Below are 26,055 nucleotides of genomic sequence, written 5' to 3' on the forward strand. Positions count from 1 at the left end.
TCCCCTCGCTGATCACCTGTGTAATGCGCAGGCAATCTAGGTGACGGTGTCGCGGCAGTGGAAGACCTCGTCCGCATATCGGCATATCGATTCAGCGAAGGTCCACCGGCCGTACCCCCGGGCCGTGTTGAGTATCTCTACTCGGCCGGCCGCTTGAGCCGCGCCACGAACTTGTAGCGATCCCCCCGGTACACCGACCGCACCCACTCCACCGGCTTGCCCTCGCGGTCCAGGGAGTGGCGGGAGAGCATCAGCATCGGCAGGCCCACATCGGTGCCGAGCAGGCCCGCCTCGCGCGGAGTGGCCAGCGAGGTCTCGATGGTCTCCTCGGCCTCGGCGAGGTGGACGTCGTAGACCTCGGCGAGGGCGGTGTACAGGGACGTGTACTTCACCAGGGAGCGGCGCAGCGCCGGGAAGCGCTTGGCGCTCAGATGCGTGGTCTCGATGGCCATCGGCTCGCCGTTGGCCATGCGCAGCCGCTCGATGCGCAGCACCCGTCCGCCGGCGGTGATGTCCAGCAGCCCGGCGAGCCGGTCGTCGGCGGTGATGTAGCCGATGTCCAGCAGCTGCGAGGTGGGCTCCAGCCCCTGGGCGCGCATGTCCTCGGTGTAGGAGGTGAGCTGCAGCGCCTGGGAGACCTTGGGCTTGGCGACGAAGGTGCCCTTGCCCTGGATGCGTTCGAGCCGGCCCTCCACGACCAGCTCCTGCAGGGCCTGCCGGACGGTGGTGCGGGAGGTGTCGAACTCGGCCGCCAGAGTGCGCTCGGGCGGCACCGGCGTGCCCGGCGCCTGCGTCTCCGTCATGTCGAGCAGGTGCTTCTTCAAGCGGTAGTACTTGGGCACGCGCGCCGTACGGACGGTCGTGCCGGCCTCGTTCTCCGCACTGCTGACGTCGGTGCTCATGCTCTGCCTTCCCGGCTCCGGATGCCGAAAGCGACCGACTGGCATCGGCCACGCCCGACCGACTCACATCGGCCACGGCTCACATCGTGGCACGGCTTCGCGTGTTCGGGAGTCCACCCGCACGCTCCGTGATCACCTCTATATACCGCTGCCCCATGGTTGGTCTAGTCCATACCTAGATCCCCTGCCAGTCCGGCTTGTTGGCGTAGGTGTGCCGGAAGTAGTCGGCCAGCTTGAGCTTGGACGCGGCGGCCTCGTCGGCGACCACCGTGGCGTGCGGGTGGAGCTGGAGCGCGGAGGCCGGGCAGACGGCCGCGACCGGTCCCTCGACGGTCGCGGCGACCGCGTCCGCCTTGCCCTCGCCGGTCGCCAGCAGCACCAGGTGCCGGGCCTCCAGGATGGTGCCGATGCCCTGGGTGACGACGTGGTGCGGGACCTGCTCGATGTCGCCGCCGAAGAAGCGGGCGTTGTCCACCCGGGTCTGCTCGGTCAGTGTCTTGATCCGGGTGCGCGAGGCGAGCGAGGAGCACGGCTCGTTGAACCCGATGTGCCCGTCGGTGCCGATCCCGAGCAGCTGCAGGTCCACTCCGCCGGCCTCGGCGAGCGCGCGGTCGTACGCCGCGCAGGCGGCCTGGACGTCCCGGGCGGTGCCGTCGGGTCCGAGGAACGCGTCCATGCCGATGCCGAGCGGCTCCAGCACCTCCCGGCGCAGCACCGAGCGGTAGGACTCGGGGTGGTCGGCGGGCAGCCCCACGTACTCGTCGAGCTGGGCTATGCGCGCCCGCGAGGTGTCGGCGGCGCCGGAGCGGACCTTCGCGGTCAGCGCCTGGTAGACGGGCAGCGGGGTGGAGCCGGTGGCCACGCCGAGCAGGGCGTCGGGCTTGCGTCGCAGCAGCTGGGCCATGGCCTCGGCGATCAGTTCGCCGCCCGCCGCGGCGTCCGGAACGATGACAACTTCCACGCTGGGCCTGCCGTTCTGAAGTGGGCTCTGGGCGTCTCTATGTGGTTTAGACCAATCTAACAGAAGAGGCCTGGGCCGGCCCAGGACGCGGCAAGAGAGGGTTAATTTTCTAGGGTCCGCTATAAAATGCCCTCCATGGCATATGGTCAGGACGCGAAAGTGCAGGTCGGCACGGCCAGGACGCGCGGCCGGCCGCGTTCCTTCGACCGGGCCGCCGCACTGGAGAAGGCGCTCATGGCCTTCTGGGAGCGCGGCTACGAGGCCACCTCGGTCTCCGGTCTGACCCGGATCATGGGCATCGGGGCGCCGAGCCTGTACGCGGCCTTCGGTGACAAGCGGACCCTGTTCGAGGAGGCCGTCCAGGTCTACACCGCCACGCACGGTGCCTTCGTGGACCGCGCCCTCGCCGAGGAGCCCACCGCCCGCGCGGCCGTCGAGCGCGCGCTGCGCGAGGCCGCCGCCGAGTACACCGACCCCGCGCACCCGTACGGCTGCCTGGTCGTGCACGCCGCCACCAACTGCACCAGCCCCGAGGTCGAGGAGCTGCTGCGCGAGCGGCGCAACGGGAACATCGCCGCCCTCGAATCCCGGATCCGGGCGGACCTCGTGGCCGGGCGGCTCCCGGCCGGTACCGATGCCGCCGCCCTCGCCCGGCACGTCGGCGCCGTGATCCAGGGCATGTCCCAGCAGGCCCGCGACGGAGCGAGCCGGAAGGAACTGGAGGCACTCGCGGAAATTGCCATGACCATCTGGCCCCGCGACTGACCGAGGCGGGCTAGGCTGCGTGGCATCGGGTGCCATGAGTCGTGCATGCCGACAAGACCATGGACACGTCCTTGTGGTCTAGGCCAGAATCGACAAGAACGCATCCACACGCACAAGCCTCCGTCTTCCCCGCACAGGAAGACGGATCGAGGAACCGGCGCTCTCTGCCCTGACTGCCCCGGCTCCTCGACCTTCGGCCGAACGGGACCGCACACCCCGCGGCCGATGATGCTCCGGGCTGCGGTGCCGGGAGGGTTGAGGGTCCCTTCCAGGCGCCGCGGCCCGCGGGTGTTTTCCGGCCATCCGCAGCCCGCGGGTACGCTCGCAGACGTGCCCTCCATGAACGAGCTGGTCCGCCAGCACACCGCCCTCGGCGACTCCGACCTCGAGTGGCTCCATCTGCTGGTCTCGGAGTGGCAGCTGCTCTCCGACCTCTCCTTCGCCGACCTGGTCCTGTGGGTCCCCACCCGTGACGGCACGCGGTACGTCTCGGTCGCCCAGATGCGCCCCAACACCGGCCCCACCTCCTACCAGGACGACATGGTCGGCCACCTCGTCCCGCGCGGGCGCCGGCCCATGCTGGACGCGGCACTGGACGAGGGCCGGATCGTGCGCGAGGGCGACCCGGAGTGGCGCGAAGAGGTCCCCGTACGGGTCGAGTCCATCCCCGTACGCCGCGAGGGCCGTGTCCTCGGTGTGATCGCCCGCAACACCAATCTGCTGACCGTCCGCACTCCGAGCCGCCTGGAGCTGACCTACCTCCAGAGCGCCTCCGACCTCGCGCAGATGATCGCTGCAGGATCGTTCCCCTTCCCCGACCAGCAGGTCGACATGGACGCCTCGCCGCGCGTCGGCGACGGCCTGATCCGGCTGGACGCCGACGGCATCGTCCAGTACGCCTCCCCGAACGCCCTGTCCGCCTACCACCGCCTCGGCCTCGCCGCCGACCTGGTCGGCCAGCACCTCGGGCAGACCACCGCCGAACTCGCCCCGACCCGGGGGCCGGTGGACGAGGCGCTCGCCAAGGTGGCCAGCGGCTGGGCGCCGCGCGAGTTCGAGATCGAGGCCAACGACGGGGTCATCCAGTTCCGGGCGATTCCGCTCAAGCCCAAGGGCACCCGGATCGGTTCCCTGGTGCTGTGCCGGGACGTCACCGAACTGCGGCGCCGCGAACGGGAGTTGATCACCAAGGACGCGACGATCCGGGAGATCCACCACCGGGTGAAGAACAACCTCCAGACGGTCGCCGCGCTGCTGCGTCTGCAGGCCCGGCGCATCGACTCCGAGCGCGGCCGGGAGGCCCTGGAAGAGGCCGTCCGCCGGGTCGGCTCCATCGCTATCGTGCATGAGACGCTGTCTCAGAACCTGGACGAGCGTGTGGAGTTCGACGACATCGCCGACCGCGTGCTGGCGATGGTCGCGGAGATCTCGCCGGGCAAGGTGACCGGCCGGCGCAGCGGGCGCTTCGGCATACTCGACGCCGAGGTGGCCACCCCGCTGTCGATGGTCCTCACCGAGATCCTGCAGAACGCCCTGGAGCACGGCTTCCGCGAGGGCGACACGGGCACGGTCGAGGTCTCGGCGGTGCGTGGTGGTACGACGAAGGAGGCCCGCCTCCTCGTCACCGTCCAGGACGACGGCGTCGGCCTGCCCGAGGACTTCGACCCGCACCGCTCCGGAAACCTGGGGCTGCAGATCGTACGGACGCTGGTGGAGGGCGAGTTGGGCGGTTCGTTCGACATGGTTCCCGCGCCGGGGCGGGGGACCCGGGTGGTCCTGGACATTCCGGTGCGGGCGCAGAAGTGAGCAACCGCCCCTGCGGTAAGGGGGTTTGAGCACAGCAAAAAGCCCCGGACCGCCATGGGTCCGAGGCTCGTGCTCGTTGCTGCTCTGCTGTGAAGCGATGGGGGTCCCCCCGGCTCGAGCGTAGCCGAGAGATGGGGGAGCATCGGGGGGTACTGCGCGCTGCGGCTCGGGGGCGGGAGATGCGTACGTGCTGCACGCGCCGCCAAGCTCAGGCTGTCAGCAGGGGTGGGTGTGTCAGGCGGAGGCCTGACGGGCCCGGTTGCGGGCGGCGCGGCGCTTCATGGCGCGGCGCTCGTCCTCGCTGAGACCACCCCAGACGCCGGAGTCCTGACCGGACTCGAGCGCCCACTGCAGACACTGCTCGATCACCGGGCAGCGACGGCAGACGGCCTTGGCTTCCTCGATCTGCAGCAGCGCAGGACCGGTGTTGCCGATGGGGAAGAAGAGCTCGGGGTCTTCCTCGCGGCAAACGGCGTTGTGACGCCAGTCCATGGCTGCTACCTCTCCTAGGTTCTCTGAACGTATGACGTACAGGTTGCTTGTGAATGTGAACGCTTTCACGAATCCCTCAACAAGTGAAGGGCCGACCGCCGAGTCTTCCCCGGCGTGGTCCTTGGTTTGAAGAGGGGTTCCGGTGATCAGTGGAGGCCGGTGTTGCGGGCCGTCCCGATCGCCACGTAGAGACTCGCAAACCTCAGCGGCGGATACAACCCCTTCCGGAAAGTTTTTTTTGATTCCTCGGTGTCGACTAGGTCACAGCCGTACTTCCATGGGGTGGATCCTGGCCTAAACGTTCGAGTGAAAGGACTTTTGCGTCTTCCGCTCACACAATCACACGCAGTGCACGGCGTACGCCTGTGAACGTCACGCTCGTACGGAGCCCCAGGTGGTCACCGTCCATCTGCAGGGGGAGAGGCACCTTCGAATGCAAGGTGAACCGGTCCAGGTCGTGCAGGGAGACCACATGCCTGCCATGGGGGCCGCGCTCGGGGGACGAAGTGAGCAACTGGGTGCCATACCGGGCAACCGCGGCCGTCGACAGACGGCTGAGACCGAGCACGTCGACGCCGGTATCGAACGAGGCTTTAGGCGACGTGTACATGGGGCGATTGCCGAGATACGTCCACGGGGACGTGTTCGAGACTATGGCGACCACAAGATCGGCAATCGGGTCCTCGCCGGGCCGCTCCAGCATGATCGAACCGTGCCGGCGGTTCTGCTCGCCGAGGAACTGCCGGATGACCTGACGGACGTAGAGCGCGTGCGTCGATTTCTTCCCGCGCTCGCGCTGCTGCTCGACCCGGCCGACCACGCCCGCGTCGAAACCGAGGCCGGCGTTGAAGGTGAACCAGCGGTCCGGGACCGCCTCGTCCTCGGTGCCGGGGGTGCCCGAGGTCAGTCCGAGCCCGACGACCCGCTCGCTGCCCTCGCGCAGGGCGTCCAGCAGGGCGCCGGTGGCCTCGACGGGGTCGTTGGGCAGGCCCAGGGCGCGGGCGAAGACGTTGGTGGATCCGCCGGGGACGACGGCGAGACCGGGCAGGCGCTCGGGGTCGGGGCCGGCGTGCAGGAGGCCGTTGACGACCTCGTTGACCGTGCCGTCGCCGCCGAGGGCCACCACGAGGTCGATGTCGTCGCTGTCCGCGGCCTGCCGGCCGAGGTCGCGCGCGTGGCCGCGGTACTCGGTGGTGACCGCCTCCAGCTTCATCTCGCTCGCCAGCGCGTGGATCAGGACGTCGCGCCTGCGTGCGCTTGTGGTGGTTGCCGCCGGATTGACCACGAGAAGTGCACGCATGGAGGGCAGCGTACCTACTGGGGGGTACCGGGCCCATACCGAGGTAGGGATCGGGTAAGAGGCGGGGCGTGACACTGGACACTCGGGGTGCGCTCAGCCGAGCGGGTGCGTCGGGCCGTGCGCGGCTGCGGTGCGTCGTGGCTGGTCGCGCGTTCCCGGTGCCCCTTCCGGGCACGGCTGCCCGCGCCGCCGGCGGACCAACCCCTGCCCGCGCCGGCCCGACGGCTACCCTGCTGGGGTGAGCAGTGAGCAGAACCCCGCCCAGGAGACCGCTGAAGCCGGCGCAGCGGCGCGCCCCCGCCGGCTGACCTACGCCGCCGTGCTGGCCGGGCTGGAGGGCGTCGCTCTAGGGGCCGGCGGGCTGTGGGTGCTCGTGCTCGGGTTCACCGGCTCCCCGGACGACCGGCAGCAGGCCGTGACCCTGGGCATCACGCTGGCGGTGCTCGCGCTGCTGCCACTGCTCGCCGCGCGCGGGCTGCTGCTGCGGCGCAGCTGGAGCCGCGGCCCCGCGGTGATCACCCAGCTCCTGGCGCTGCCGGTCGCGTACAACCTGATCCATGCCGACGGCGCGGCCGTCCCGGCCGGTATCGCCCTCACGGCCGCCGCCGTGGCGGCGCTGGTGCTGCTCGTCAACGGCGAGACGACCCGGGCCCTCGGCATCAAGGGACCGGGCCGCGCCGAGTAGGTCACTCTTCGACGAGCAGCTTCTCCCGCAGCTGGGCCAGGGTGCGGGCCAGCAGCCGGGAGACGTGCATCTGGGAGATGCCGACCTCCTGCGCGATCTGCGACTGGGTCATGTTCCCGAAGAAGCGCAGCAGCAGGATCCGCTTCTCCCGGGGCGGGAGGTCCTCCAGCAGCGGCTTCAGCGACTCCCGGTACTCCACGCCCTCCAGCGCCTCGTCCTCCGCGCCGAGGGTGTCGGCGACCGCGGGGGACTCGTCGTCGGTGTCGGGGACGTCCAGGGACAGCGTGGAATACGCGTTGGCGGACTCCAGGCCTTCCAGGACCTCCTCCTCGGAGATCGCGAGCTTCTCGGCCAGCTCGTGCACCGTGGGGGAGCGGCCGTGCAGCTGGGACAGCTCGGCCGTCGCCGTGGTCAGCGCGAGCCGCAGCTCCTGGAGCCGGCGCGGCACGCGGACCGCCCAGCCCTTGTCGCGGAAGTGCCGCTTGATCTCGCCGACCACGGTCGGGGTGGCGTACGTGGAGAACTCCACGCCGCGCTCCGGGTCGAACCGGTCGACGGACTTGATCAGACCGATCGTGGCGACCTGGGTGAGGTCGTCCAGCGGCTCGCCGCGGTTGCGGAACCGGCGCGCCAGGTGCTCCACGAGCGGCAGGTGCATACGGACCAGCTGGTTGCGCAGCTCGGCGTACTCCGGGCTGCCCGCGTTCAGCGTGCGCAGCTCCACGAACATCGCCCGCGCACCGCTGCGGTCCTGGGGGCCGTGCTGTGCTGCCTGCACGGCCTCCGCGCCCGGCGCCTCGTCCTCGGCGTACCGCTCGTGCTCGCTCATCGTCCCGCCCGTAGCCCTTCCCCGAGCCCTGGCCGCCGCACGGGGTCCCACCGCGGGCGCGCCCTCGACGGAACCGTCACCGCCGGCCCGCGCGGAGTCGTCCTCCGGGTGCGGTCTGGCCTGCTCGGGGATGCCGTCGATGCCGTCCGCCATGCGCCGGGAACCGTCCCCGGGGCCCACCCCGGGCGTCTCGGCCGTCCTCGGCCGGGGGGCACCCCCGTCCCCGGCCGGCAGCTCCCGTGTGCCGCGCTCTTCGTCCCGCACCGGACCGTCCCCGTTCCTCACGCCGGCCCGGGACCCGCGCCGCGCTGTTTGTAGAGGCTGATCGACACGGTCTTGTCCTCGTCGACGGCGGACGAGACCTTGCCCGCGAGGGCCGACAGCACGGTCCAGGCGAAGGTGTCCCGCGCGGGGGCGTGACCGTCTGTGGTCGGCGCCGCGACCGTGACCTCCAGCGAGTCGTCGACGAGCCGGAAGACACAGCTGAGTACGGAGCCGGGCACGGCCTGTTGGAGCAGGATCGCGCACGCCTCGTCCACGGCGATGCGCAGGTCCTCGATCTCGTCCAGGGTGAAGTCCAAGCGGGCCGCGAGACCGGCCGTGGCCGTCCGCAGCACCGACAGGTAGGCACCCGCAGCCGGCAGCCGGACTTCCACGAAGTCCTGATTCGCCGTGGGCTCGCCTGCGATCTGGGACACCCTCACCTCCATGGTGGTACAAGCTTTACGGGGCCGAGGGTCGCCCCCCGGGGTAACGCGTACGTGGTTCCGCGGTGACGCTATCGCGCTCCGAACGTTCCTGTCCCGGGACCCCAACCCCCTGGCGTCACTCACAGTAAAGCTGTGCATACGCTCCGTGTCTAGAGGGTTTGCGGGCCCAAATGGGAAGAGGGCGCGCCGGGTTGACGTACCCAGACGTCACACGCTCGAACCGTCGTGCGGTCGCCGCCGCATGCAGTGTCACACGAGAACGCGGTCGGGCGGGAATGCGAGCACGCGACGGCACGCTCAGACCAGTACGTGGTCCACGAAGCACCACCGCCATTCCTCGCCCGGCTCGAAGGACCGCATGACCGGGTGACCGGACCTCTCGTGGTGCTGCGTGGCGTGCCTGCCCGGCGAGGAGTCGCAACAGCCGACGTGTCCGCAGCTGAGACACAGCCGCAGCTGGACGGGGTGCGTGCCGTCCCGCAGGCACTCCGGGCAGGTGGCGTCGAGCGGATCCGGCTCCGGGTGCGGCAGCGCGCCGGCGTGCGTGCACTGTTTCATGATTGCCAGATTACGACGGGTGTGCGGGTGGCCGCGCGGAAAACGAGGGTGGGCGAGGATCGTGGACGTGATGCCGCTGCTGTTGCTGGTGGCGGGCAGTGCGGCGGTGGCGGGGGCCGCCCGGCGCACCCCCGTACCGGCCCCGCTGCTGCTGGTCGCCGTGGGCCTGGCGATCTCGTATGTCCCCGGGGTCCCGCACTACACGCTGGACCCGGAGATCGTCCTGCCCCTGGTGCTGCCCCCGCTGCTGTACAAGGAGGGCACCGAGAGCTCGTACCTCGATCTGCGCGCCCAGATGCGGCCCGTGGGGCTGCTGTCGATCGGGTACGTGCTCTTCGCGACCTTCGCCGTCGGCTGGGCCGCCTACCTCGTCGTTCCGGGGCTGCCGCTGCCCGCCGCGCTGGTGCTGGGCGCGGTGGTCGCACCGACGGACGCGGTCGCCGCCGCGGCGATCGCACGCCGGGTCGGGCTGCCGTCCAGGATCACCACCATCCTCCAGGGCGAGTCCCTGCTCAACGACGCCACCGCGATCACCGCGTACAAGGTGGCCCTCGCCGCGGCCGTCGGCGAGGGCGCCACCTGGGCGGGCGGCATCGGCGAGTTCCTGCGGGCCGCCATCGGCGGTGTCGTCGTCGGACTGGTGCTCATGGTGCCGATCCACTGGCTGCGCACCCATCTGAACGAGGTGCTGCTGCAGAACACCCTCTCCCTGCTGATCCCCTTCGTCGCCTACGGCGTGGCCGAGCAGTTCCACGGCTCCGGAGTCCTCGCGGTCGTGGTGGTCGCGGTCTATCTCGGGCACCGCGCGTGGGAGGTCGACTTCGACACCCGGCTCCAGGAGGACGCGGTGTGGCGGATGGTCGCCTTCGTACTGGAATCGGCGGTGTTCGCCCTGATCGGCCTGCAACTGCCGACCGTCCTGAAGGGACTGGGCGCGTACGAGGGCGCCGACGCGGCCTGGTACGCGCTGGCGGTCTTCCTCGTGGTCGTCGCGGCCCGCTTCGTCTGGGTGTTCCCGGCGACCTTCCTGCCCCGCCGGCTCTTCCGCCGCATCAGGGAGCGCGAGGACGATCCCACCTGGCGGGGGCCGGTCGTGACGGGGTGGGCCGCCATGCGCGGTGTGGTGTCCCTGGCCATCGCGTTCTCGATCCCGCTCACGGTGCACGGCGGCGCGCCCTTCCCGCAGCGGAACCTGATCCTGTTCCTGACCTTCACCACCGTCATCGGCACCCTCGTGGTGCAGGGCCTGACGCTCGCGCCGCTGATCCGCCTGATGCGGTTCCCCGGCCGCGACCGGCAGGCCGAGACGCTCGCCGAGGCCAACGCCCAGGCACAGGCCTCCCGGGCCGCCGAGAGGCGCCTGGACGACCTCCTCTCCGACGAGCGCAACGCCCTGCCCCCGCCGCTCGCCGACCGTCTGCGCACGGTCCTGGAGCGCCGCCGCAACGCGGTCTGGGAGCGCCTCGGCCAGACCAACCCGGTCACCGGCGAGACCGTGGACGACACCTACCGCCGGCTGTCCCGCGAGATGATCAGCGCCGAACGCGAGGTCTTCGTCAAGCTCCGGGACCACCGCTACATCGACGACGAGATGCTGCGGGCGCTGCTCAGGCGCCTGGACCTGGAGGAGGCGGCGGCCTACCGGGAGGCGGCCTAGCCCTCCGGGAACGGCCGCCCGGTGACGACGGCGGCGATCGTCGTCCCGCGCGCGAAGGCACCCTCCCGGGCGAGGGTGGCGATTCCGTAGAGCGACTTGGCGACATAGAGACGTTCGACGGGCAGGCCGTGGCGGTCCTCGAAGTCCTCGGCGAAAGCGTGCAGTTCGGGTGTCGTACGGGCGTAACCGCCGAAGTGGAAACGCTCGTCGAGAAACCAGGAGCCGGTACGGGCGCCGAAGGCACGTTCCTGCAGATTCCGTACGTCGCCTGCCAGGAAGCCGCCCTTCAGGACCGGTATGCCGAGCGCGCGCTGCCCGGCCGTCAGCCCGGCGGCGAGCCCCGCGAGGGTGCCGCCGGTGCCGCAGGCGACCGCGACGACGTCGGCGTGCCCGCGCAGTTCCCCGCCGAGGGCCCGGCAGCCGTGGACGGCCGCGCTGTTGCTGCCGCCTTCGGGGACGACGTACGCCTCCTCGGCGCCGGCCGCGCGCAGGATCGCGGCCAGGGTCTCCGGCTCGGTCTTGCGCCGGTACGTCGATCTGTCGACGAAGTGCAGTCGCATGCCGTCCGCCGCGCACCGGGCCAGCGAGGGGTTGAGCGGACGGCCCGCCAGCTCCTCGCCGCGGACCACGCCGGTGGTCGGCAGCCCGAGGAGGCGGCCCGCGGCGGCGGTGGCGCGCAGGTGGTTGGAGTAGGCACCGCCGAAGGTGACCAGGGGGCGGCCCTGGGCCGCCTCGATGTTCGGCACGAGCTTGCGCCACTTGTTGCCGATGAGGTCGGGGTGGACCAGGTCGTCGCGTTTCAGGAGCAACCGCAGACCGTGCCGCTCGAACCTGTCGTCCCTCACCTCCTGGAGAGGGGAGGGGAGACGGGGAGCGAGCGGGCCGTTGCTGGTCACGGCTTCATTGTCGCCGGTGCGGTGGCTGGACGGGGGCGGGGCCGCCTGCCGGCGCCGACCGGGTGACGGCGAAGCCGACGGCACTGCGGCTCCCCGAGGGGCGCGGGGAACTGCGCGAACGGCCACGACGGACCCCCACCCGGCAACGGCCCGCAATCCCGACGGCGCTACCCCATCAACCGCTCAGCCACCCGGTCCCGCAGCCACCCCATCCCGAACCCCCTCGGATCCACCTTCCCCGGCTGCCACTCCAAGTGGCCGATGACCGAGCTCTCGGTCCACCCGTGCCGGCGGCACACCGCAGCCGCCGCCCGGGTGATCGCGTCCAGCTGGGCCGGCGGCCAGGGGTCCTCCCCGTCGCCCAGGTTCTCGCACTCGAAGCCGTAGAAGTGCCGATTGCCGTCGGTGTTCGCCTCGTTGTCCGGCGGCAGCCCCTCCTCGGCGATCACCGCGCGCAGCACGTCGTCGTCGCCCAGGCCGGCGTGGTTGGCGCGGCCGTAGCCGACCAGGTGCACGCTGCCGTCCTTGGTGATCACGCCGTGGCACAGCGGGCCCGGCAGCGCCGGACGGCCGTCCCTGCACATCTGCACCGTGTGCGCGCTGCCGCGGGTCACCGTGTGGTGGATCATCACGCCGTGGACGGGCCCCCACGGGCCCTTGTGGTTGCGGTTGTGGCTGCGCCAGTCGCCGACCTCGACGACGGTGACGTCCTCCGCTCGCAGAGCGTCCAGAAACCCGCTCGCCGACATGGGTGGGGCCATGCCGCCTCCTTCGTTCCGTGCCGGTCCGGTCCGGCTCGCCGGACGCTATCGAATCCGGACGTTCCGGACGCGACGCGATCCCTCTACGTGCCCAGTAATCCGATGATCCATTCCCGCTCTTTTGGGTAATGGCACGGCGACGGACAGTGATGGAAGGCTCGTCCCGAGACCGGTGCCCGTGCGATTCGGCACCGGGCATACCTGGGAGGCAATTCTTTATGTCGGTAGGCGAAGAGGTCCGCACGGATCAGAGCAAGCCGCAGCAGTCCCTCGGGACGGCGGCTGCGCGGAACCTGGCCACCACCACGAAGTCCGTTCCGCAGATGCAGGAGATCAGCTCCCGCTGGCTGCTGCGCACGCTCCCGTGGGTCGACGTGCAGGGCGGCACGTACCGCGTCAACAGGCGGCTGACGTACTCCGTCGGCGACGGCCGCATCACCTTCGTCAAGACCGGAGACCAGGTCGAGGTCATCCCGGCCGAGCTCGGCGAGCTGCCGGCCCTGCGTTCCTACGAGGACGAGGAGGTGCTGACGGAGCTGGCCCGGCGCTGCCGCCAGCGCGACTTCGCGCCCGGTGAGGTGATCGCCGACTTCGGCAACCAGACGGGCGAGGTGTACCTGCTGGCGCACGGCAGGGTCGAGAAGATCGGCACCGGCCCCTACGGCGACGACGCCGTGCTCGGGGTCCTCGCCGACGGTGCCTACTTCGGTGAGCAGGCGCTGCTGGACCCGGACGCCATCTGGGAGTACACCGTCCGCGCGGACACCGCGACCACGGTACTGATCCTCAGCCGCCAGGACTTCCAGCAGATCGCCGAGCGCTCCGACACCCTGCGGGCGCACCTGGAACAGCTGCGCTCCGTCCCGGAGCAGCGGACCAACAAGTACGGTGAGAAAGAGGTCGAGCTGGCGGCCGGTCACTCCGGCGAGCCCGACATCCCGCACACCTTCGTGGACTACGAGACACGGCCCCGCGAGTACGAACTGAGCATCGCCCAGACCGTGCTGCGCATCCACTCGCGCGTGGCCGACCTGTACAACCAGCCGATGAACCAGACCGAGCAGCAGCTGCGGCTCACGGTCGAGGCGCTCAAGGAGCGCCAGGAGCACGAGCTTGTCAACAACCGCGACTTCGGTCTGCTCCACAACTGCGAGTACGACCAGCGGATCCAGCCGCACGACGGCGTGCCCAGCCCGGACGACATGGACGAGCTGCTCAGCCGCCGGCGCAGCACCAAGCTGTTCCTGGCCCACCCGCGCGCGATCGCCGCGTTCGGACGCGAACTGAACAAGCGGGGACTGGTCCCGGAGACCGTCGAGATCGGGGGCAACCGCATCCCCACCTGGCGCGGGGTGCCGATCTACCCGTGCAACAAGATCCCGGTCACCCCGGAGCGCACGACCTCGATCATCGCGATGCGTACCGGCGAGGCGGACCAGGGCGTCATCGGTCTCAGGCAGTCGGGCATCCCTGACGAGATCGAGCCGAGCCTGTCGGTCCGCTTCATGGGCATCAACGAACAGGCCATCATCAAGTACCTCGTGACGGCCTACTACTCGGCCGCCGTGCTGGTGCCCGACGCCCTCGGCGTGCTGGAGAACGTCGAGATCGGCCGCTGGAGGTGACGTTTCCGCACTTCGCGGCCGTGTCCCCGCCCGCCGCGGCGGGTAGACCCTCGGAACATCCGTCCGGCCGGGCCGGCGACGCCGGCGTCCGCGGACGTGGCGAGGGGGGAGACATGGCCGAGTTCATGACGGAGACCGAACAGCGTTCCCCCGCCGAGCCGCACCCCGGCACGGCGGGGGAACGACGGGGGAGGACCGGCGACGCCGACGGCGGTCCGCTCGAGGGACAGGAGGCGGCGGCCCTGCTGGAGCGCACCCGGGCCGTCGTCGACCCGGAGCTGCGCGCGGCCCTGGAGTCGCTGCCCGGCTCCATGCGCCGCATCGCGCTCTACCACTTCGGCTGGCAGCACGTGGACGGCACCCCGGCGACGGGCGAGGCCGGCAAGGCGATACGGCCCGCGCTCGTCCTGGCGGCAGCCGCCGCCCTCGGCGGCCCGGCGGCCCGTACGGCGGCGGTGCGGGCGGCGGTGGCGGTCGAACTGGTGCACAACTTCACGCTGTTGCACGACGACGTGATGGACCGGGACTCCTCCCGCCGGCACCGCCCCACGGCCTGGACGGTGTTCGGCGACGCCGACGCGATCCTCGCGGGTGACGCCCTCCAGGCGCTGGCCCTGCGGCTGCTCGCCGAGGACCCCCACCCGGCCTCGGGGCCGGCCGCGGCCCGGCTCGCCGACTGCGTCCTGGAACTGTGCGCCGGCCAGCACACCGACACGGACCTGGAGCGCCGTGCCCCGGACGAGGTCACCCTCGACGAGGTGCTCACCATGGCCGAGGCCAAGACGGGCGCGCTGCTGGGCTGCGCCTGCGCCCTCGGCGCGCTGTACGCGGGCGCTGGCCAGGAGGACGTGGCGGCGCTGGACGGCTTCGGCCGCCAGGCGGGGCTGGCCTTCCAGCTGATCGACGACGTCATCGGCATATGGGGCGACCCGCGGCGCACCGGTAAGCCGGCCGGTGCGGATCTCGCAGCCCGCAAGAAGTCGCTGCCCGTCGTCGCGGCCCTGTCCACCGGTACCGAGGCGGCTGCCGAACTGGCCGGGCTGTACGGCAAGCCGTACGTCTCCGGTGATGCCGAGGGCATCGCGCGCACGGCCCTGGCCGTGGAGCGGGCGGGCGGCCGGGACTGGGCGCAGGCCGAGGCGGCCGACCGGATGGCCCGTGCCGTGCAGGAGCTGTCCCGCGCGGTCCCTGCCCCCGAGGCGGCCGACGGTCTGCTGGCGCTCGCCGAGTTCGTGACCCGGCGCAGCAGCTGAGCGCTGCACGCACCGGCAGCCGGGAGAAACCCCGGGGTCCCGGGACCGTGTGACTCCTGACCTCGCACGGGCCACGGGACTCCGGCCGGGTGGCCCCCGCACATCCACACGGTGTGCGGGGCCCGCCACTTGCGCGGATACACCGCTGAGCCCGTCGTCGGCGCCGTACCGTGGCCGCATGCCGAAACTGCCCCGGATCTTCCACATCACCGAACGCTCCCTCTGGGAGGCGGCGCGCGAGCGCGGCTCCTATGAGGTGTCCACCCGTGGCCGCACCCTCCAGGAGGAGGGCTTCATCCACTTCTCCACCCGCGAGCAGCTCCCGCGTATCGCCGCGTTCCTCTACGGCGACTACGACGGCCCGGACGAGCTGGTCGTGCTGGTCGTGGACCCGGCCCTGGTCGGCGTGCCGGTGAAGTACGAGGCCGTGGAGCCGGGCGGGGAGGAGTTCCCGCATGTGTACGGGCCGGTGCCGGCCGACGCCGTGGTGGACGTGGAGTCCTGGGGGTGACCGGCGAGGGGGGTGTGCGCCGCCGGCGCTGGTGGCGGTGGGCGGTGACGGGCTGGGCGGTCACCGTGGCCGCCGGGGGAGCACTCACGCTCCTGCTCCAGGAGGACGCCCGGCCCAAGGGGCCGTACGTCTGGCAGAACGGGAGCGGCCCGACCCCCTCGCCGGGCCGGGCGGACATGCGGGCCCGGCCAGGGGGCGAGGACGACCGCGGCGAGGAGGACGGCGGCGAGGACGCGTGCCCGCCGCGTCCGGCGCCCTCCGGCACCGCGGTTCTGTGCCTCTACGCGTCCACCGGGGGCTGACCGGCGCCGGGCAGCCCGCCGGTCCCCGGGTCCCGGCCGGTCAGGCAGTAGGTGCCGCCCGCCGGGTCGCGCATCACCGTCCAGTGCGGGCCCCCGCCCACCCGGACCGCCCCGTGCTCCTCGTGCCGGGTGCGGACGCCGGCGACGTCCGCGCAGGCGAGGTCGAGATGGGCGGAGACCGGACGCTCCGCGCCGAGCCGCTGCAGGAGGATCCGGACGGGCAGGCCCGGCGGCGGCCTCAGCACCTCGAACTCCGGCCGTGAACCGGTCTGCCGTTCCCAGCCGGTGAGCCGGGCCCAGAAGTCGGACTCGGTGGCGTACGCCGACGGCGGGATGTCGAGGCACACCTGGTCGAGCCGGCTGCCCGCCACCACCGGCGGTCGCACCGACTCCCCGTGCCAGGGCACGGCACAGAACAACTGCCCCGCCGGGGAGCGCAGTACGGCCCAGCCGTCGTGGTCCGCCACCAGGTCCGCGCCGAGTTCACGGGCCGCCCCCGTCAACACACCTACGTCCTCGACGCAGAGGTCGAGGTGGGCGCCGCCGTCGCCCCCGGTCACGCCCTGGAGCTTCAGGCAGGCGTCCGCGCCGTCGGCGCCCCCGGGCAGCAGGGTCAGGAACTCCCCCTGGTCGCCGCGGGGTTCGGACGGCCGGGTGCCGGTGACGGCGGTCCAGAAGGCGCGGGCCTCGGGCAGCCGGGCGGCGGGCCGGTCGACGAAGGCGTACGTCCAGCGAATGATCATGACGGGGAGTGTAGGCGCCGACTTCCCGCCGGCTGAGGCCATTTCACGTCCGCGGCTCTCAGGATCCGGGTAGGTCACTCCGCGGGCCGCTGGAGGAAGCGCAACTGGTTGCCCGCCGGGTCGCGGAAGGCGCAGTCGCGCACCCCGTACGGCTGGTCCGTGGGCTCCTGGAGCACATCGGCGCCGGACTCCCGCACCCGCTCGTACAGCGCGTCGCAGTCCTCGGTCGTGAAGATGACACCCCGCAGCATGCCCTTGGCGAGCAGTTCGGCCATCGCCTGCCGGTCGGCGGGGGAGGCGTCGGGGTTCGCGCCGGGCGGCTCCAGCACGATCTCGACGTCCGGCTGGAGCGGCGAGCCCAGCGTCACCCAGCGCATGCCCTCGAAGCCCACGTCGTTGCGGACCTCCAGGCCGAGCACGTCACGGTAGAAGGCGAGGGCCTTGTCATGGTCGTCCACCGCGATGAAGCACTGCTTGAGTTTCACGTCCATGGGCTCACGCTAGGCCCATCCGGACCCGGGCGCGCGCGTGTCACCAGGGCCGGCGGCGCGGGCGGGTGAACGTACGGGCCACGCAGGACGGGATCATCGCGCTCTCCTCGTGGTCACGGGCCCGGTAGGCGCTCGGGGTCTCCCCGACCAGCTCGGTGAAGCGGGAGCTGAAGGAGCCGAGCGACGTACACCCCACGGCGAGGCACACCTCGGTCACGGTGAGGTCACCGCGGCGCAGCAGCGCCTTGGCCCGCTCGATCCTGCGGGTCATCAGATAGCTGTACGGCGTCTCGCCGAAGGCCTTGCGGAAGCTGCGCTGGAAGTGGCCCGGCGACATGTGGGCGCCGCGGGCCAGCTCGGCCATGTCGAGGGGCTCGGCGTACTCGCGGTCCATGCGGTCGCGCACCCGCCGAAGCCGTCTGAGGTCCTCCAGGGTCACGCCGACAGCTTGGCACAGGGCACTGACACCGCGGCGAAAAACGCTTCCGACGGCCTCCGGCAGCAGCCTCGGTGCCGCGGTCGCCGTGGTCGTCGTCTTCACCTTCGGCGTCCCCGGCCTGTCCCAGGCGGACACCGGCCGGGCCTCTCCCGTCAGGCGCTGACCTGCGGCTGGGTGGGGCTGAGGTGGTGCACGGCGCTGTGTTCGGCGTGCGGGGCGAGGAGGCCCTGCAGTTCAGCGTCACCTCCGGCCGCACGACCCTGGTCGTCGACGCCACCGAGCACACCCTCAAGGCCGGCCAGACCGCCACCTTCGACGGCGACACTCCCCGCACCTACCGCGGCGCGGGCACCGGAACCTGCCACCTGATCATGACGGTGCACCTCCCACCCGGCCTGGCCTCCACCTCCTGACCTGCGGCCCGACTCCGCGACGGGCGACGGCCGTACGGCAAAGGGGTCCGCCGGCGAACCGGCGGACCCCTTGCCGGGGGAGCGAAAGCCTCAGGCCTTCTTGGTCTCCTAGTAATGGGCCAGGTCGGTGACCTGCGGGGAACTCTTCTGTGGGGCGCTGACCTGGTCTTTTGGTGATTGGTGGCGATGGGGTGCGACGGTCTTGAGTGGGTGTCTTGCGGACTGTGTGCGGACTGCTGCGCCGTCCTTGTGATCACCGACTAGGAATCGCCATCGTCGGCGCGTACCGCCATGAGCACCCGCTGCAGCGTGGTGACACGTCGATCCCCGTCGAGTCCGGCCTTCTGGGCCAGGTCCAGCAGCGCTTCGAGCTCGTCCTGCGCGGCTCGCGGCTGCCCGGCTTCCCACAGCAGCTGGGCTCGTCGGTAGCGTAGATCCCAAACTGAGTCGTGGTCTGCTCCGCGGGCACGCGCCCAGCCCTCTGCCACTTCCTTGAAATTCTCAGCGCTTTCTGCTGGCTGCTTCGCACGGCTTAGGCCCTCACCTAAGTTCTTGCGCGCTATTAGCGTCTCTGGATGATCAGACCCCAGCGTTCGTGCTCGACGCTCTACTACATCACGGAGCCGGGTGACGGCCTCACGGATTTTCCCCTGATTGCCCAGCGCCATCGCTAGATTGTGGTTCATCGTGAGGGTGTCTGGGTGGTCGTCTCCTAGGGTCTTGAGACATCCCTTTAGTGCATTGCGATATTCCGTCTCCGCTTCGGCGAAGCGCTCTTGATCGGCAAGGAGGAAGGCTAGATTTCCCCAGATGGACAACGTCTGTGGGTGGTCGCCTCCCATGGCGCGAGTGCATGCTGACAGCAGGTCGCGGTATGCGGCCTCTGCCTCTGCGGCAGCTCCTCTGTCGTCCAGAATGCGAGCTAGTGAGAGCCGTGTCGCGAACATCTGGGGATGTTCGGGCCCGAGCCGGCGCTCCTGGATCGCCAGGATCGCGGACTGTTCTTTCTCGGCCTCGTCGAGATTCCCCTGGATGCGCAGCACTACCGCGAGGTTGTGGCGTACCGTCAGTATCAGAGGCTCATCGTCCGAATGCTTGGTTGCTGCGCCTCTGAGCGCCTCACGGTAGACCTCTTCCGCTTCTTCGAGTTTTCCGAAGTCCTTCAAGGCGACACCGAGGCTATTACGGGCAGTTATCGTGTCTGTATGGGCCGGACCAGAGCGGCGAAGCTCCTGCTCCACGATTTCCCTCAGCTGATGGATCGCCTCCCGCACTCTTCCGCGCGCGTGCAGCACAGCCACGAGATCATGCTGGACGTCAAGTCGCTCGCCGTCGCTCTCCGACAGAATGCTCAGTGCATGCTGGAGCTGTTTCTCGGCTTCGGAAAGGCTTCCCTGCTGCAACAGGAGGGCGCCGAGTGATGCACGGATGCTGGCGACGTTCCGGTGTGACTCGCCGAGCACACGCTGCTGAAGGTCGAGGACCTCGTGCATCTCAGACACTGCATCGTGCGTCCGCCCGATGCGTCCCAAGGCCATAGCCCACTCGAAGCGCGCATTGAGCGTGACCGGATGCTGCGCGCCGTGGCGTGCAGTCGCTGCTTCCAGAATCGACCTGTACTCCGATTCTGACTGGCTCAGCTCACCCATGGATCGCAGTGCTGCGGCATAACTGTCCCGGCCGATCAGCACATTGGGGTGATCATCGATGAGTTGCCTTCTCTGCGCATCGGTGAGTTCAGCAAAGACTGCCGCAGCGCTCTTTGCATCGAGTTCCCCGTGCCGCATTTGAAGTACGGCCAAGGTGTGGCGTGCATCGAGCGTTTCGGGATGATCCGGCCCCAAGATACGGGTGCGAGCCTCCAGTACTGTCCGGATCTCGGCTTCCGCCTCGGTGAACTTCTGGCGCAGGACGAGAGCGGATGCCAGGTTCGAGCGGGTGATTAACGTGGATGGATGCTCGACACCGAGAGCCTCTTCTTCCAACTGGAGCACTTGACGGAAGACTTCTTCGGCGCGCTCATTGTCTCCTTGGTCGCGCAGAGAGATCGCGAACTCGTGCTGGGCCTCGAGGACATCAGGGTGTTTCTCTCCCAGCTCTGCACGCAGCCCCTCCAGTACCACTCTCCCCTCGGCGGCTGCATCGTCGAGGCGCCCCATACTCCGGATGCAAATTGCACGGGCATGCCGCGAGCGTAATGTCTGAGCAGCTTCCGCGCCGAACAGCTGAGTTTCCTGACCGATCACCTCGTTGTACTCGCGCTCAGCCTCGGCTAGCTTCCCTCTCTGCGATGACACTCGCGCCCGTTCATAGCGTATGGAGAGAGTGGTCGGGTCAGCTGCCCCAAAGTGCTTTATGCACTCCTTCGCGATGCGGTCCAACTCGAACTCGGCGGTCTTCAGATCGCCCATTTCTTTAATTGCGATCGCCCGATGCCTTTGAAGGTTCACCCCGATCCAGGGGTCGGCTGCTGCGGAAATGGAACGCTCCAGCGCTTCGTCGGCGAATTTGCAGGCCGTCCCATATTCGCCCCGAAAGTGCAGATAAGAAACGGCAACCCCGGCGCAAAGCAACACATCGGTGAGGCGATCGTCAGCGGGAACATTTGATCGTGGCAAGCGGCCCAGCAGAACCAGCCAGTGCGGCACGAGACCCTGCCAGGCAGGCCACGAACGCGGATCGCGTGGATTCTCCGCGTACGGAGTAGCTGCCACAAGCAGGTCGGCGGCCGAGTCCCACACCTCTTGATAGCCCTGGGGTTCCGAGAGGAGGGGGGGCTACCGACACCTCAGCCACCAGCCGATGGATCTGGTACACGGGTTCCGTCGAGAGCGTGTCGACCCCGACGAGCCCGAACCTGCGCAATCCGCCGAGGGTCGTCCTGATTGTGCGCGGTGCCAGCTTCTCTGGCCACATCCCGAGGCCAGCAATCGTGGACGGGTTGAGTAATGAATTGGGCAGGGGGACAGCTGGGGCGAAGCAGGACAGCAATTGGAGCAGGCCGCGTGCGTGCCCAGTGCCCTGCCGTTCGAGGAGGGCGAGGGATAGGTCCCACGTACCAGCGATGGTCCGGCGTGCCCGCTCCTCGTCACTGCGTAGGTCCCCGTGTACACCCTCCGTCGCGTCGTCGAGGAACAGCGGGGAGTCGTCGAGGACACGGACATACTCGGTGAAGGTCTGGGCTTCGGCCAATGGATCGCCGTGAGCCATCGCTAAGTATGTGCCGGCCAGATGCAGTGCGAGCGGTAGGGAGCCCAGCCGGTCAGCCAGAGACCGAGCGGAGTTTGTATCCCCCGCTTCAGGAGCGAGTTCCTGGAGGACCTGGCCTGCGAATTTGGTCTCCAAGACATCAAGTTGATGGAATAGTGCAATTCTGTCGCCCCAAGACCGCTTGTTACCGTCACGCGTGGTGACCAGAACGCCGTACGACTTGCCGACAGGGGGCCTGACCCAGCCAGTAGCGTCGGCCAAGGCGGCCCCTGGGCAAGAGACAACGTCGAGATCGTCGGCATCGTCGAAGACGAGCAGCCACGGGCGGTCCATGTTCGCCAGGTGGCGCCAGACCAGGTCGGCCGCCGGTCGTCCGCCCTTTTCCCAGGCGTGGGCTACGTGCTCGGCCGGGGCGCCCGCGAGGAGGGCCGCGTGCCGCATCCCGTCGGCCACGGCGGCCGCGGATCCGGCCTGGATCCAGAAGACCTCGGCTCCAGCTCGCTTGGCCCGCTCAGCCGCACTCAGGGCGACTGTGGTTTTTCCTACTCCGCCCATTCCAGAAAGGACTTGGATACGCGGATCGTCCATGGGCTGCGTGAGGGCTGTGAGGATGCCATCACGGCCCAGAACGGCCTCCGGAAGCCTGCCGAAGGGAGCCTCTACTGAGCCAAGTGCGAGCATCTCTTGGGCAGAAGGGGGCTGTTTCTCATTCTGAGACGCGTGGTTGACGAAGATATTCCACACGCCGCCGTGGAGGCTGCCGTTTACAAAGGTTCCCTGACCTTCGTTGCGCTGTTCACTCGGTTGCTCGTCAGACACGCTCATCACATCCTCCCTCGGCGGTTGGAGTTCAAAGCGTCTGCTGCGTCGAGGAGTCTCGGCAATACCTTTTCAAGTTTGTTTGCTGCGGCCGAGAGTAATTGTGCGGAGTCAGGGAGAGTGATTCGTTGGAGGGTTGCTGCGGCGCTCGCAAGTAGTTCCGCAGAGTCGGCGATGTTGAATCGTTTCGCGGTGATAGCGATCAACTCAGCAGCCTGCGCGTTCTGTGCGCTGTGGATCGCGGTGTCGGCGAGTAGTCGGGCCAGCTTGGGTGAGGTCTTGGCGATGACCTTCAGGTGTCCCTTGGTCTCTTCGCTGAGCTGCTCGTAGTGGTTGTGAACTCCGCCGTGGAGGTCACGCCCCACGAACGTCCCTGGCCCGGTGTTGTGCTGCGAGCGAGGATCGAACTCCGAACTTCCAGTTGTCACGGTCACTGAGAACCGCCGCCGTAGGTGTTGTGAATGCCTCCAATAACCGTTCCGTTGACGAACGTCCCAGACCCGGAGTTGTGCTGGCTCCCGGTATTGGAGGTGGCACCGACCTCGGCGATGGAGTCAAGATCGGGGCGCGCTTCCTGATATCTGTCTACGTACTCCGCTAGGCGCTGAGCCCACTCCTGTGTGAGCTGTTCTTGGGCACGTGCCAGATCGGCTACTGCCGAGGGATCGGAGGCTGCCGCGCGAACCCATTCTGCAAGCGTCCGAGCGTCGTTGTCGTGGGCATTGAGGGCCAGGACTTGTTCGTCCTGCGTGCCCCTACGGAAGAGCTGCACGACCCTTGGGCGGATAGCCATGGCTCCACCTGTGAGCATGGACGCAACGATCGTTCCCGCTGCGCCGGTTGCCACCGAGACAAGTTCGGGATCGAGCATGTCTTTGGTTCCCCCTGGATGGATGGTCGTCGTGATTTTGGAGGCTACCGTTGCTGCAGCGGGCACGCGCCGTTTATGGACAGTCCACGGCTGCCGTACGGAGGATGGATGACGGCTAGCCCCAACCATCGAGGGTGACTTGCTGCCCATCAGCTAGGTATTGACGAAGGGCGCTGGCCGTGGTGTCCACGAACTCCTCGGGGATTGCGTCGGTGTCGACCCAGCGGACCTGGGCATGCTTGCGCGGCTCACGGTTCTCAGGTTCCCCGGTCCAGTCGTGGACAGTGAAGACGACGGTGAGGAAGCCATTGGGTGCTTCGACGCCCCAGGCGCCGTGGATGATGTGGACGACCTTGAGGGCCTCCGGCTTCACGGTCAAGCCGGTCTCTTCGTACAGCTCGCGCACCGCAGTCTCGGTGATGGGTTCCCCAGGTTCGCTCTTGCCGACGGGGAGGTCCCACATGCCCTGGGCGAACTTGGCGTTCTGGCTGCGCTGGAGGAGGACGACGCGGTTAGCGGCCTTGTCGTGGACGATGACGGCGGCGACCAGCAGGGTCATGGATTCGAGGGCGGGCGGCAGGGCTTTGGACTGGTCGTCGGTTGTCCGCTGAGCCACGGCTTGTGTCCCTTCGTCGACCGGATGGTGGCAGCTTAGGCCAGCGCTTCTCGTGCGCGACGGGCGAGTTCGGCGGCTCCGGGCACTTTGCGGCGCTGGTAGATGGAGAGGGTGGAGCGGAGCGAGGTGATGGCCTTGCGGGTGCGGTCGGAGGTCATGCCCTCCATCAGGGTCAGGGCCTGGGACCAGGCAGCGACGGCCTCGTCGGCTCGGGCTTGGGCGGCAAGGCTGTCGCCCAGGTCGGCATAGGTCAGGGCGTGGACGCGCTTGTACTTCTCGGGGTCCCAGCGCACCAGGGCGTCGCGGTGTTGTTGCTCGGTGCCGATGTGGTCGGCGAGGTCGGTCAGGGTGCGGGCGGTGTGGCTGGCGACGGTGCCGGCTGCCGGACCACTGACGCGGGAGTAGCTCGGCTGGGGGCCATCGTCACGCAACAGAGCGTCATCGGCGGCGAGCAAAGCGCGGGCCGCCGCGGGCCTCTCGCCCACGGCGGCATAGGCGCGGGCGTGGGTGATGTGCAGCAGCGCCTCGGTCTGGCCGTCGACGTGGCCCAGCCCGCGGTTGAGAGCTCCTTCGACGAGGTTGACGCAGTGGTGGGGCCGCTTGAGGCTGAGGGCCTGGTGGGCGAGGGCGCGCATCATCCAGGCGGCGTGGCCGTGGGGATCGGCTTGGCAGGCGAGCTGGTAGCCCACCTGGTAGTAGCGCTGGGCGGCACCCTCCTGGCCCAGATCGTGGTGCTTCCACCCTGCGAGGTAGGCGAGTTCGGCGACGGCGCCGAAGGCGGCCCGGCGTAAGGCTTCGCTGGGGAAGCGTCCGCGCAGCATGGGGGCAGCTGTGTCGGCGAGGTACGCGGTGACGGTGGTCAGGCCGTGCCCGCCGCCGAGGCGCTCGTCGGCGGCGCTGAAAGCCGCGGTGATCTGCCGTACGACGTCCACGTCCTCCGCGCCGACCAGGGAGGTGCCGGTGCGGGCGCGGAGCATGCGGGCGGTGGCTTCGTGGTCGTAACCGAGCGGCATGGCGACCCCGGCGGTGGTGAAGGCCGCGATGGCGAGGAAGCGGCGGCGCTCGACGTCGGCGCGGCCCAGGTCGGTGACCGCGAGGACGGGGTCGGATTCCGCTGGCTCTTCGTCATCACCGGCCTGGAGGCCGATCTCGGTCTGGGTGACCGTGCGCCCCGCTCGGCGGGACAGGGCCTCGGCCAGGTACTGGCCTACCCGGCCAGAAGGGGTGCGGGTGCCGTTCACCCAGTGCGAGATGGCCGACTTGTTGGTCTGGAGGATCTCGCCGTTCTCGGCGGCGATACGTCGCACGTCTCGGGCGAGGGCATCGTAGGTGCAGCCGGACGCGTCGATGAGGTCGCGCAGATGGGAGTTGGGTTCTCTCTGCGCCGCCACGATCGCCTCCGCCCTGGAGCTGTAAACCGCGTATACCGCTTCGACTGCCTTCCACCGTACCCACTGAGCGTGACCACGGGTTCACTTATCAGCAGCCGCCCGGAAGGGCGCGACCGTGATCCAGGCTCCCCCTTGGTCCGGGCGGCAACCCGAAGTTCCGTACGCCCATACCAGGCTCGGGCGTTCCTGTGCCCGAACCTGGCCGATCAGAGACGGAGACACGGTGACCACCATCGACACCACGGCCATCACGGTCGAGCTGTCCGAGGCGTTCGACCCGCGCTGGAGCCGCCTACCCGGCATCCAGGTCGACGGCCGGCGCATCACGATCGACCCGGCCGAGTACTTCTTCCGCTTCGGGGCCAACTCCTGGCTCGTCGCCGACTGGGAGCTGGTCAAGTCCCAGCTCCTGGACGTGGACGAGACGACCGAGAGCGCGGTCGAGCAGCTCGCGCTCGACTTCATCAAGAGCCACGGTGAGTCCACCTCCGACGCGGCCCGCGTCCTGGCCACCGCGTACGAGGTGTACGCGTACCTCTTCCGCGAGGAGCACCTGGCCGGCCTCGGCCTGCCGCAGATCACCGCCGACCATCTGCGGATGCTCCGCGAGGCGGCCACGCTCATGGCGCTCAACAAGGTCGAGTTGGACGGGCACATCTCCAACGTCGGCCCGTGCTGGTTCTTCCCCGCCGCCACCTCCGTCGTCTTCGACCTGAGCGACGAGATGGGCGGCATGCTCGACGAGGTCTACCACGGCGGCTGGTTCAACGAGCACCGCCGGATCGAGTCCATCAAGGCCCACGCGGCGCTCGGCGGCCGGCTCGTGCACGGCTGCCAGTCGGTGCCGGACCAGTCCGGTGGCGTGGTCGCGCCCTACGGTGCCTCGATGGCGAACTTCCGTCACGACCTCGCCGCGTTCAAGGCGGGCTGGATCGAGCAGGTCTACGCCCACCGCGTGAACCCCGCCGCGTAACACACCCGATCAGGCTCCGGGGCGGGCCGGCATCCCTCGCCCGCCCCGGACGCCACCACCCCTCCCCGGAGCCCCA

General features: G+C 69.5%; 27 protein-coding genes and 1 pseudogene. 10 read left to right on the plus strand and 18 right to left on the minus strand.

What is annotated here, in order from left to right:
- Window positions 1-137: 137 nt before the first annotated feature.
- Both ACZ7GZ_RS22635 and nagB read right to left on the minus strand, forming a co-directional pair.
- Window positions 138-902, minus strand: coding sequence for a GntR family transcriptional regulator (locus tag ACZ7GZ_RS22635; protein WP_471026824.1), 765 nt, complete (start codon window positions 900-902; stop codon window positions 138-140).
- A 175-nt stretch (window positions 903-1,077) separates the two neighbouring features.
- Window positions 1,078-1,863 carry a glucosamine-6-phosphate deaminase gene (gene nagB / locus ACZ7GZ_RS22640; RefSeq protein WP_471026827.1) on the minus strand — a complete coding sequence of 262 codons (786 nt, stop codon included), beginning with the start codon at window positions 1,861-1,863 and terminating at the stop codon, window positions 1,078-1,080.
- Window positions 1,864-1,989: 126 nt separating this feature from the next.
- Between nagB and ACZ7GZ_RS22645 the strand changes: the two genes are divergently transcribed.
- Both ACZ7GZ_RS22645 and ACZ7GZ_RS22650 read left to right on the plus strand, forming a co-directional pair.
- The gene (locus tag ACZ7GZ_RS22645) at window positions 1,990-2,628 is read left to right on the plus strand and encodes a TetR/AcrR family transcriptional regulator (RefSeq protein WP_471026829.1); all 639 of its coding nucleotides are present in this window, start codon (window positions 1,990-1,992) and stop codon (window positions 2,626-2,628) included.
- A gap of 330 nt (window positions 2,629-2,958) precedes the next feature.
- Window positions 2,959-4,434 carry a sensor histidine kinase gene (locus ACZ7GZ_RS22650; protein ID WP_471026832.1) on the plus strand — a complete coding sequence of 492 codons (1,476 nt, stop codon included), beginning with the start codon at window positions 2,959-2,961 and terminating at the stop codon, window positions 4,432-4,434.
- Between the two features lie 234 nt (window positions 4,435-4,668).
- On the opposite strand, the gene ACZ7GZ_RS22655 is transcribed toward ACZ7GZ_RS22650, so the two are convergent.
- Together ACZ7GZ_RS22655 and ACZ7GZ_RS22660 are read right to left on the minus strand one after the other, a co-directional pair.
- The gene (locus tag ACZ7GZ_RS22655) at window positions 4,669-4,926 is read right to left on the minus strand and encodes a WhiB family transcriptional regulator (protein WP_003992873.1); all 258 of its coding nucleotides are present in this window, start codon (window positions 4,924-4,926) and stop codon (window positions 4,669-4,671) included.
- A 331-nt stretch (window positions 4,927-5,257) separates the two neighbouring features.
- Window positions 5,258-6,226: a diacylglycerol/lipid kinase family protein gene (locus ACZ7GZ_RS22660; protein WP_471026833.1), complete on the minus strand. Its 969-nt coding sequence runs from the start codon at window positions 6,224-6,226 to the stop codon at window positions 5,258-5,260.
- Window positions 6,227-6,464: 238 nt separating this feature from the next.
- On the opposite strand from ACZ7GZ_RS22660, the gene ACZ7GZ_RS22665 reads away from it, so the two are divergent.
- Window positions 6,465-6,911 carry a hypothetical protein gene (locus ACZ7GZ_RS22665; RefSeq protein ID WP_471026834.1) on the plus strand — a complete coding sequence of 149 codons (447 nt, stop codon included), beginning with the start codon at window positions 6,465-6,467 and terminating at the stop codon, window positions 6,909-6,911.
- 1 nt (window position 6,912) lies between these two features.
- Here the strand turns inward: ACZ7GZ_RS22665 and ACZ7GZ_RS22670 are convergent, their stop codons facing one another.
- From ACZ7GZ_RS22670 to ACZ7GZ_RS22680, 3 genes are all read right to left on the minus strand, one after another.
- Window positions 6,913-8,004, minus strand: a complete 1,092-nt coding sequence (locus tag ACZ7GZ_RS22670; RefSeq protein ID WP_471026835.1) for an RNA polymerase sigma factor SigF — start codon at window positions 8,002-8,004, stop codon at window positions 6,913-6,915.
- A 17-nt stretch (window positions 8,005-8,021) separates the two neighbouring features.
- Window positions 8,022-8,438, minus strand: a complete 417-nt coding sequence (locus ACZ7GZ_RS22675) for an ATP-binding protein (RefSeq protein ID WP_471026837.1) — start codon at window positions 8,436-8,438, stop codon at window positions 8,022-8,024.
- A gap of 309 nt (window positions 8,439-8,747) precedes the next feature.
- Window positions 8,748-9,008: a UBP-type zinc finger domain-containing protein gene (locus tag ACZ7GZ_RS22680; RefSeq protein WP_471026838.1), complete on the minus strand. Its 261-nt coding sequence runs from the start codon at window positions 9,006-9,008 to the stop codon at window positions 8,748-8,750.
- 61 nt (window positions 9,009-9,069) lie between these two features.
- On the opposite strand from ACZ7GZ_RS22680, the gene ACZ7GZ_RS22685 reads away from it, so the two are divergent.
- Entirely contained in the window at window positions 9,070-10,665 is a 1,596-nt protein-coding gene (locus ACZ7GZ_RS22685) for a Na+/H+ antiporter (RefSeq protein ID WP_471026841.1), read from the plus strand.
- On the opposite strand, the gene ACZ7GZ_RS22690 is transcribed toward ACZ7GZ_RS22685, so the two are convergent.
- Both ACZ7GZ_RS22690 and ACZ7GZ_RS22695 read right to left on the minus strand, forming a co-directional pair.
- Entirely contained in the window at window positions 10,662-11,561 is a 900-nt protein-coding gene (locus tag ACZ7GZ_RS22690; protein ID WP_471026842.1) for a 1-aminocyclopropane-1-carboxylate deaminase/D-cysteine desulfhydrase, read from the minus strand. The two genes, ACZ7GZ_RS22685 and ACZ7GZ_RS22690, sit on opposite strands and share 4 nt — an antisense overlap.
- A 167-nt stretch (window positions 11,562-11,728) precedes the next feature.
- A complete protein-coding gene (locus ACZ7GZ_RS22695; RefSeq protein ID WP_471026844.1) occupies window positions 11,729-12,322 on the minus strand; it encodes an N-acetylmuramoyl-L-alanine amidase in 594 nt (197 codons plus the stop codon).
- A 218-nt stretch (window positions 12,323-12,540) separates the two neighbouring features.
- On the opposite strand from ACZ7GZ_RS22695, the gene ACZ7GZ_RS22700 reads away from it, so the two are divergent.
- The 4 genes from ACZ7GZ_RS22700 (at window position 12,541) to ACZ7GZ_RS22715 (ending at window position 16,013) form a co-directional block, all read left to right on the plus strand.
- The gene (locus ACZ7GZ_RS22700; protein WP_471026846.1) at window positions 12,541-13,947 is read left to right on the plus strand and encodes a family 2B encapsulin nanocompartment shell protein; all 1,407 of its coding nucleotides are present in this window, start codon (window positions 12,541-12,543) and stop codon (window positions 13,945-13,947) included.
- 113 nt (window positions 13,948-14,060) lie between these two features.
- Entirely contained in the window at window positions 14,061-15,200 is a 1,140-nt protein-coding gene (locus ACZ7GZ_RS22705) for a family 2 encapsulin nanocompartment cargo protein polyprenyl transferase (protein WP_471026848.1), read from the plus strand.
- Window positions 15,201-15,378: 178 nt separating this feature from the next.
- Entirely contained in the window at window positions 15,379-15,711 is a 333-nt protein-coding gene (locus ACZ7GZ_RS22710) for a DUF952 domain-containing protein (protein ID WP_471026850.1), read from the plus strand.
- Complete coding sequence (locus ACZ7GZ_RS22715; RefSeq protein ID WP_471026852.1) at window positions 15,708-16,013, plus strand: hypothetical protein; 306 nt, start codon at window positions 15,708-15,710, stop codon at window positions 16,011-16,013. The genes ACZ7GZ_RS22710 and ACZ7GZ_RS22715 overlap by 4 nt, the downstream gene beginning before the upstream one ends.
- On the opposite strand, the gene ACZ7GZ_RS22720 is transcribed toward ACZ7GZ_RS22715, so the two are convergent.
- The 3 genes from ACZ7GZ_RS22720 to ACZ7GZ_RS22730 all read right to left on the minus strand — a co-directional run bounded on the left by ACZ7GZ_RS22720 (window position 15,992) and on the right by ACZ7GZ_RS22730 (window position 17,641).
- Entirely contained in the window at window positions 15,992-16,756 is a 765-nt protein-coding gene (locus ACZ7GZ_RS22720; RefSeq protein WP_471026853.1) for a VOC family protein, read from the minus strand. The two genes, ACZ7GZ_RS22715 and ACZ7GZ_RS22720, sit on opposite strands and share 22 nt — an antisense overlap.
- Before the next feature lie 74 nt (window positions 16,757-16,830).
- Complete coding sequence (locus ACZ7GZ_RS22725; protein WP_023546852.1) at window positions 16,831-17,247, minus strand: VOC family protein; 417 nt, start codon at window positions 17,245-17,247, stop codon at window positions 16,831-16,833.
- Between the two features lie 40 nt (window positions 17,248-17,287).
- Window positions 17,288-17,641, minus strand: a complete 354-nt coding sequence (locus ACZ7GZ_RS22730; RefSeq protein WP_471026926.1) for a helix-turn-helix transcriptional regulator — start codon at window positions 17,639-17,641, stop codon at window positions 17,288-17,290.
- 281 nt (window positions 17,642-17,922) lie between these two features.
- Here ACZ7GZ_RS22730 and ACZ7GZ_RS22735 point away from each other — a divergent pair.
- Window positions 17,923-18,099, plus strand: a pseudogene (locus ACZ7GZ_RS22735) (cupin domain-containing protein); the annotation flags it as partial.
- Window positions 18,100-18,359: 260 nt separating this feature from the next.
- Here ACZ7GZ_RS22735 and ACZ7GZ_RS22740 read toward each other — a convergent pair.
- The 6 genes from ACZ7GZ_RS22740 to ACZ7GZ_RS22765 form a co-directional block, all read right to left on the minus strand.
- Window positions 18,360-20,747 carry a tetratricopeptide repeat protein gene (locus tag ACZ7GZ_RS22740; protein ID WP_471026855.1) on the minus strand — a complete coding sequence of 796 codons (2,388 nt, stop codon included), beginning with the start codon at window positions 20,745-20,747 and terminating at the stop codon, window positions 18,360-18,362.
- On the minus strand, window positions 20,692-22,134 hold the full coding sequence (locus ACZ7GZ_RS22745) for an NB-ARC domain-containing protein (protein WP_471026856.1): 1,443 nt from the start codon (window positions 22,132-22,134) through the stop codon (window positions 20,692-20,694). The genes ACZ7GZ_RS22740 and ACZ7GZ_RS22745 overlap by 56 nt, the downstream gene beginning before the upstream one ends.
- Window positions 22,134-22,493 (minus strand): hypothetical protein, encoded by a 360-nt coding sequence (locus ACZ7GZ_RS22750; protein ID WP_471026858.1) that lies wholly within the window; start codon window positions 22,491-22,493, stop codon window positions 22,134-22,136. The genes ACZ7GZ_RS22745 and ACZ7GZ_RS22750 overlap by 1 nt, the downstream gene beginning before the upstream one ends.
- Window positions 22,494-22,558: 65 nt before the next feature.
- Window positions 22,559-22,999 (minus strand): hypothetical protein, encoded by a 441-nt coding sequence (locus ACZ7GZ_RS22755; RefSeq protein WP_471026860.1) that lies wholly within the window; start codon window positions 22,997-22,999, stop codon window positions 22,559-22,561.
- A gap of 115 nt (window positions 23,000-23,114) precedes the next feature.
- Window positions 23,115-23,615: an NUDIX domain-containing protein gene (locus ACZ7GZ_RS22760; RefSeq protein ID WP_471026861.1), complete on the minus strand. Its 501-nt coding sequence runs from the start codon at window positions 23,613-23,615 to the stop codon at window positions 23,115-23,117.
- Between the two features lie 35 nt (window positions 23,616-23,650).
- A complete protein-coding gene (locus ACZ7GZ_RS22765) occupies window positions 23,651-25,006 on the minus strand; it encodes a tetratricopeptide repeat protein (RefSeq protein ID WP_471026863.1) in 1,356 nt (451 codons plus the stop codon).
- Window positions 25,007-25,229: 223 nt separating this feature from the next.
- Between ACZ7GZ_RS22765 and ACZ7GZ_RS22770 the strand changes: the two genes are divergently transcribed.
- The gene (locus ACZ7GZ_RS22770) at window positions 25,230-25,979 is read left to right on the plus strand and encodes a hypothetical protein (RefSeq protein ID WP_471026864.1); all 750 of its coding nucleotides are present in this window, start codon (window positions 25,230-25,232) and stop codon (window positions 25,977-25,979) included.
- The last annotated feature ends 76 nt before the right edge of the window (window positions 25,980-26,055 follow it).

This window comes from Streptomyces sp. NPDC037288, assembly GCF_055603265.1.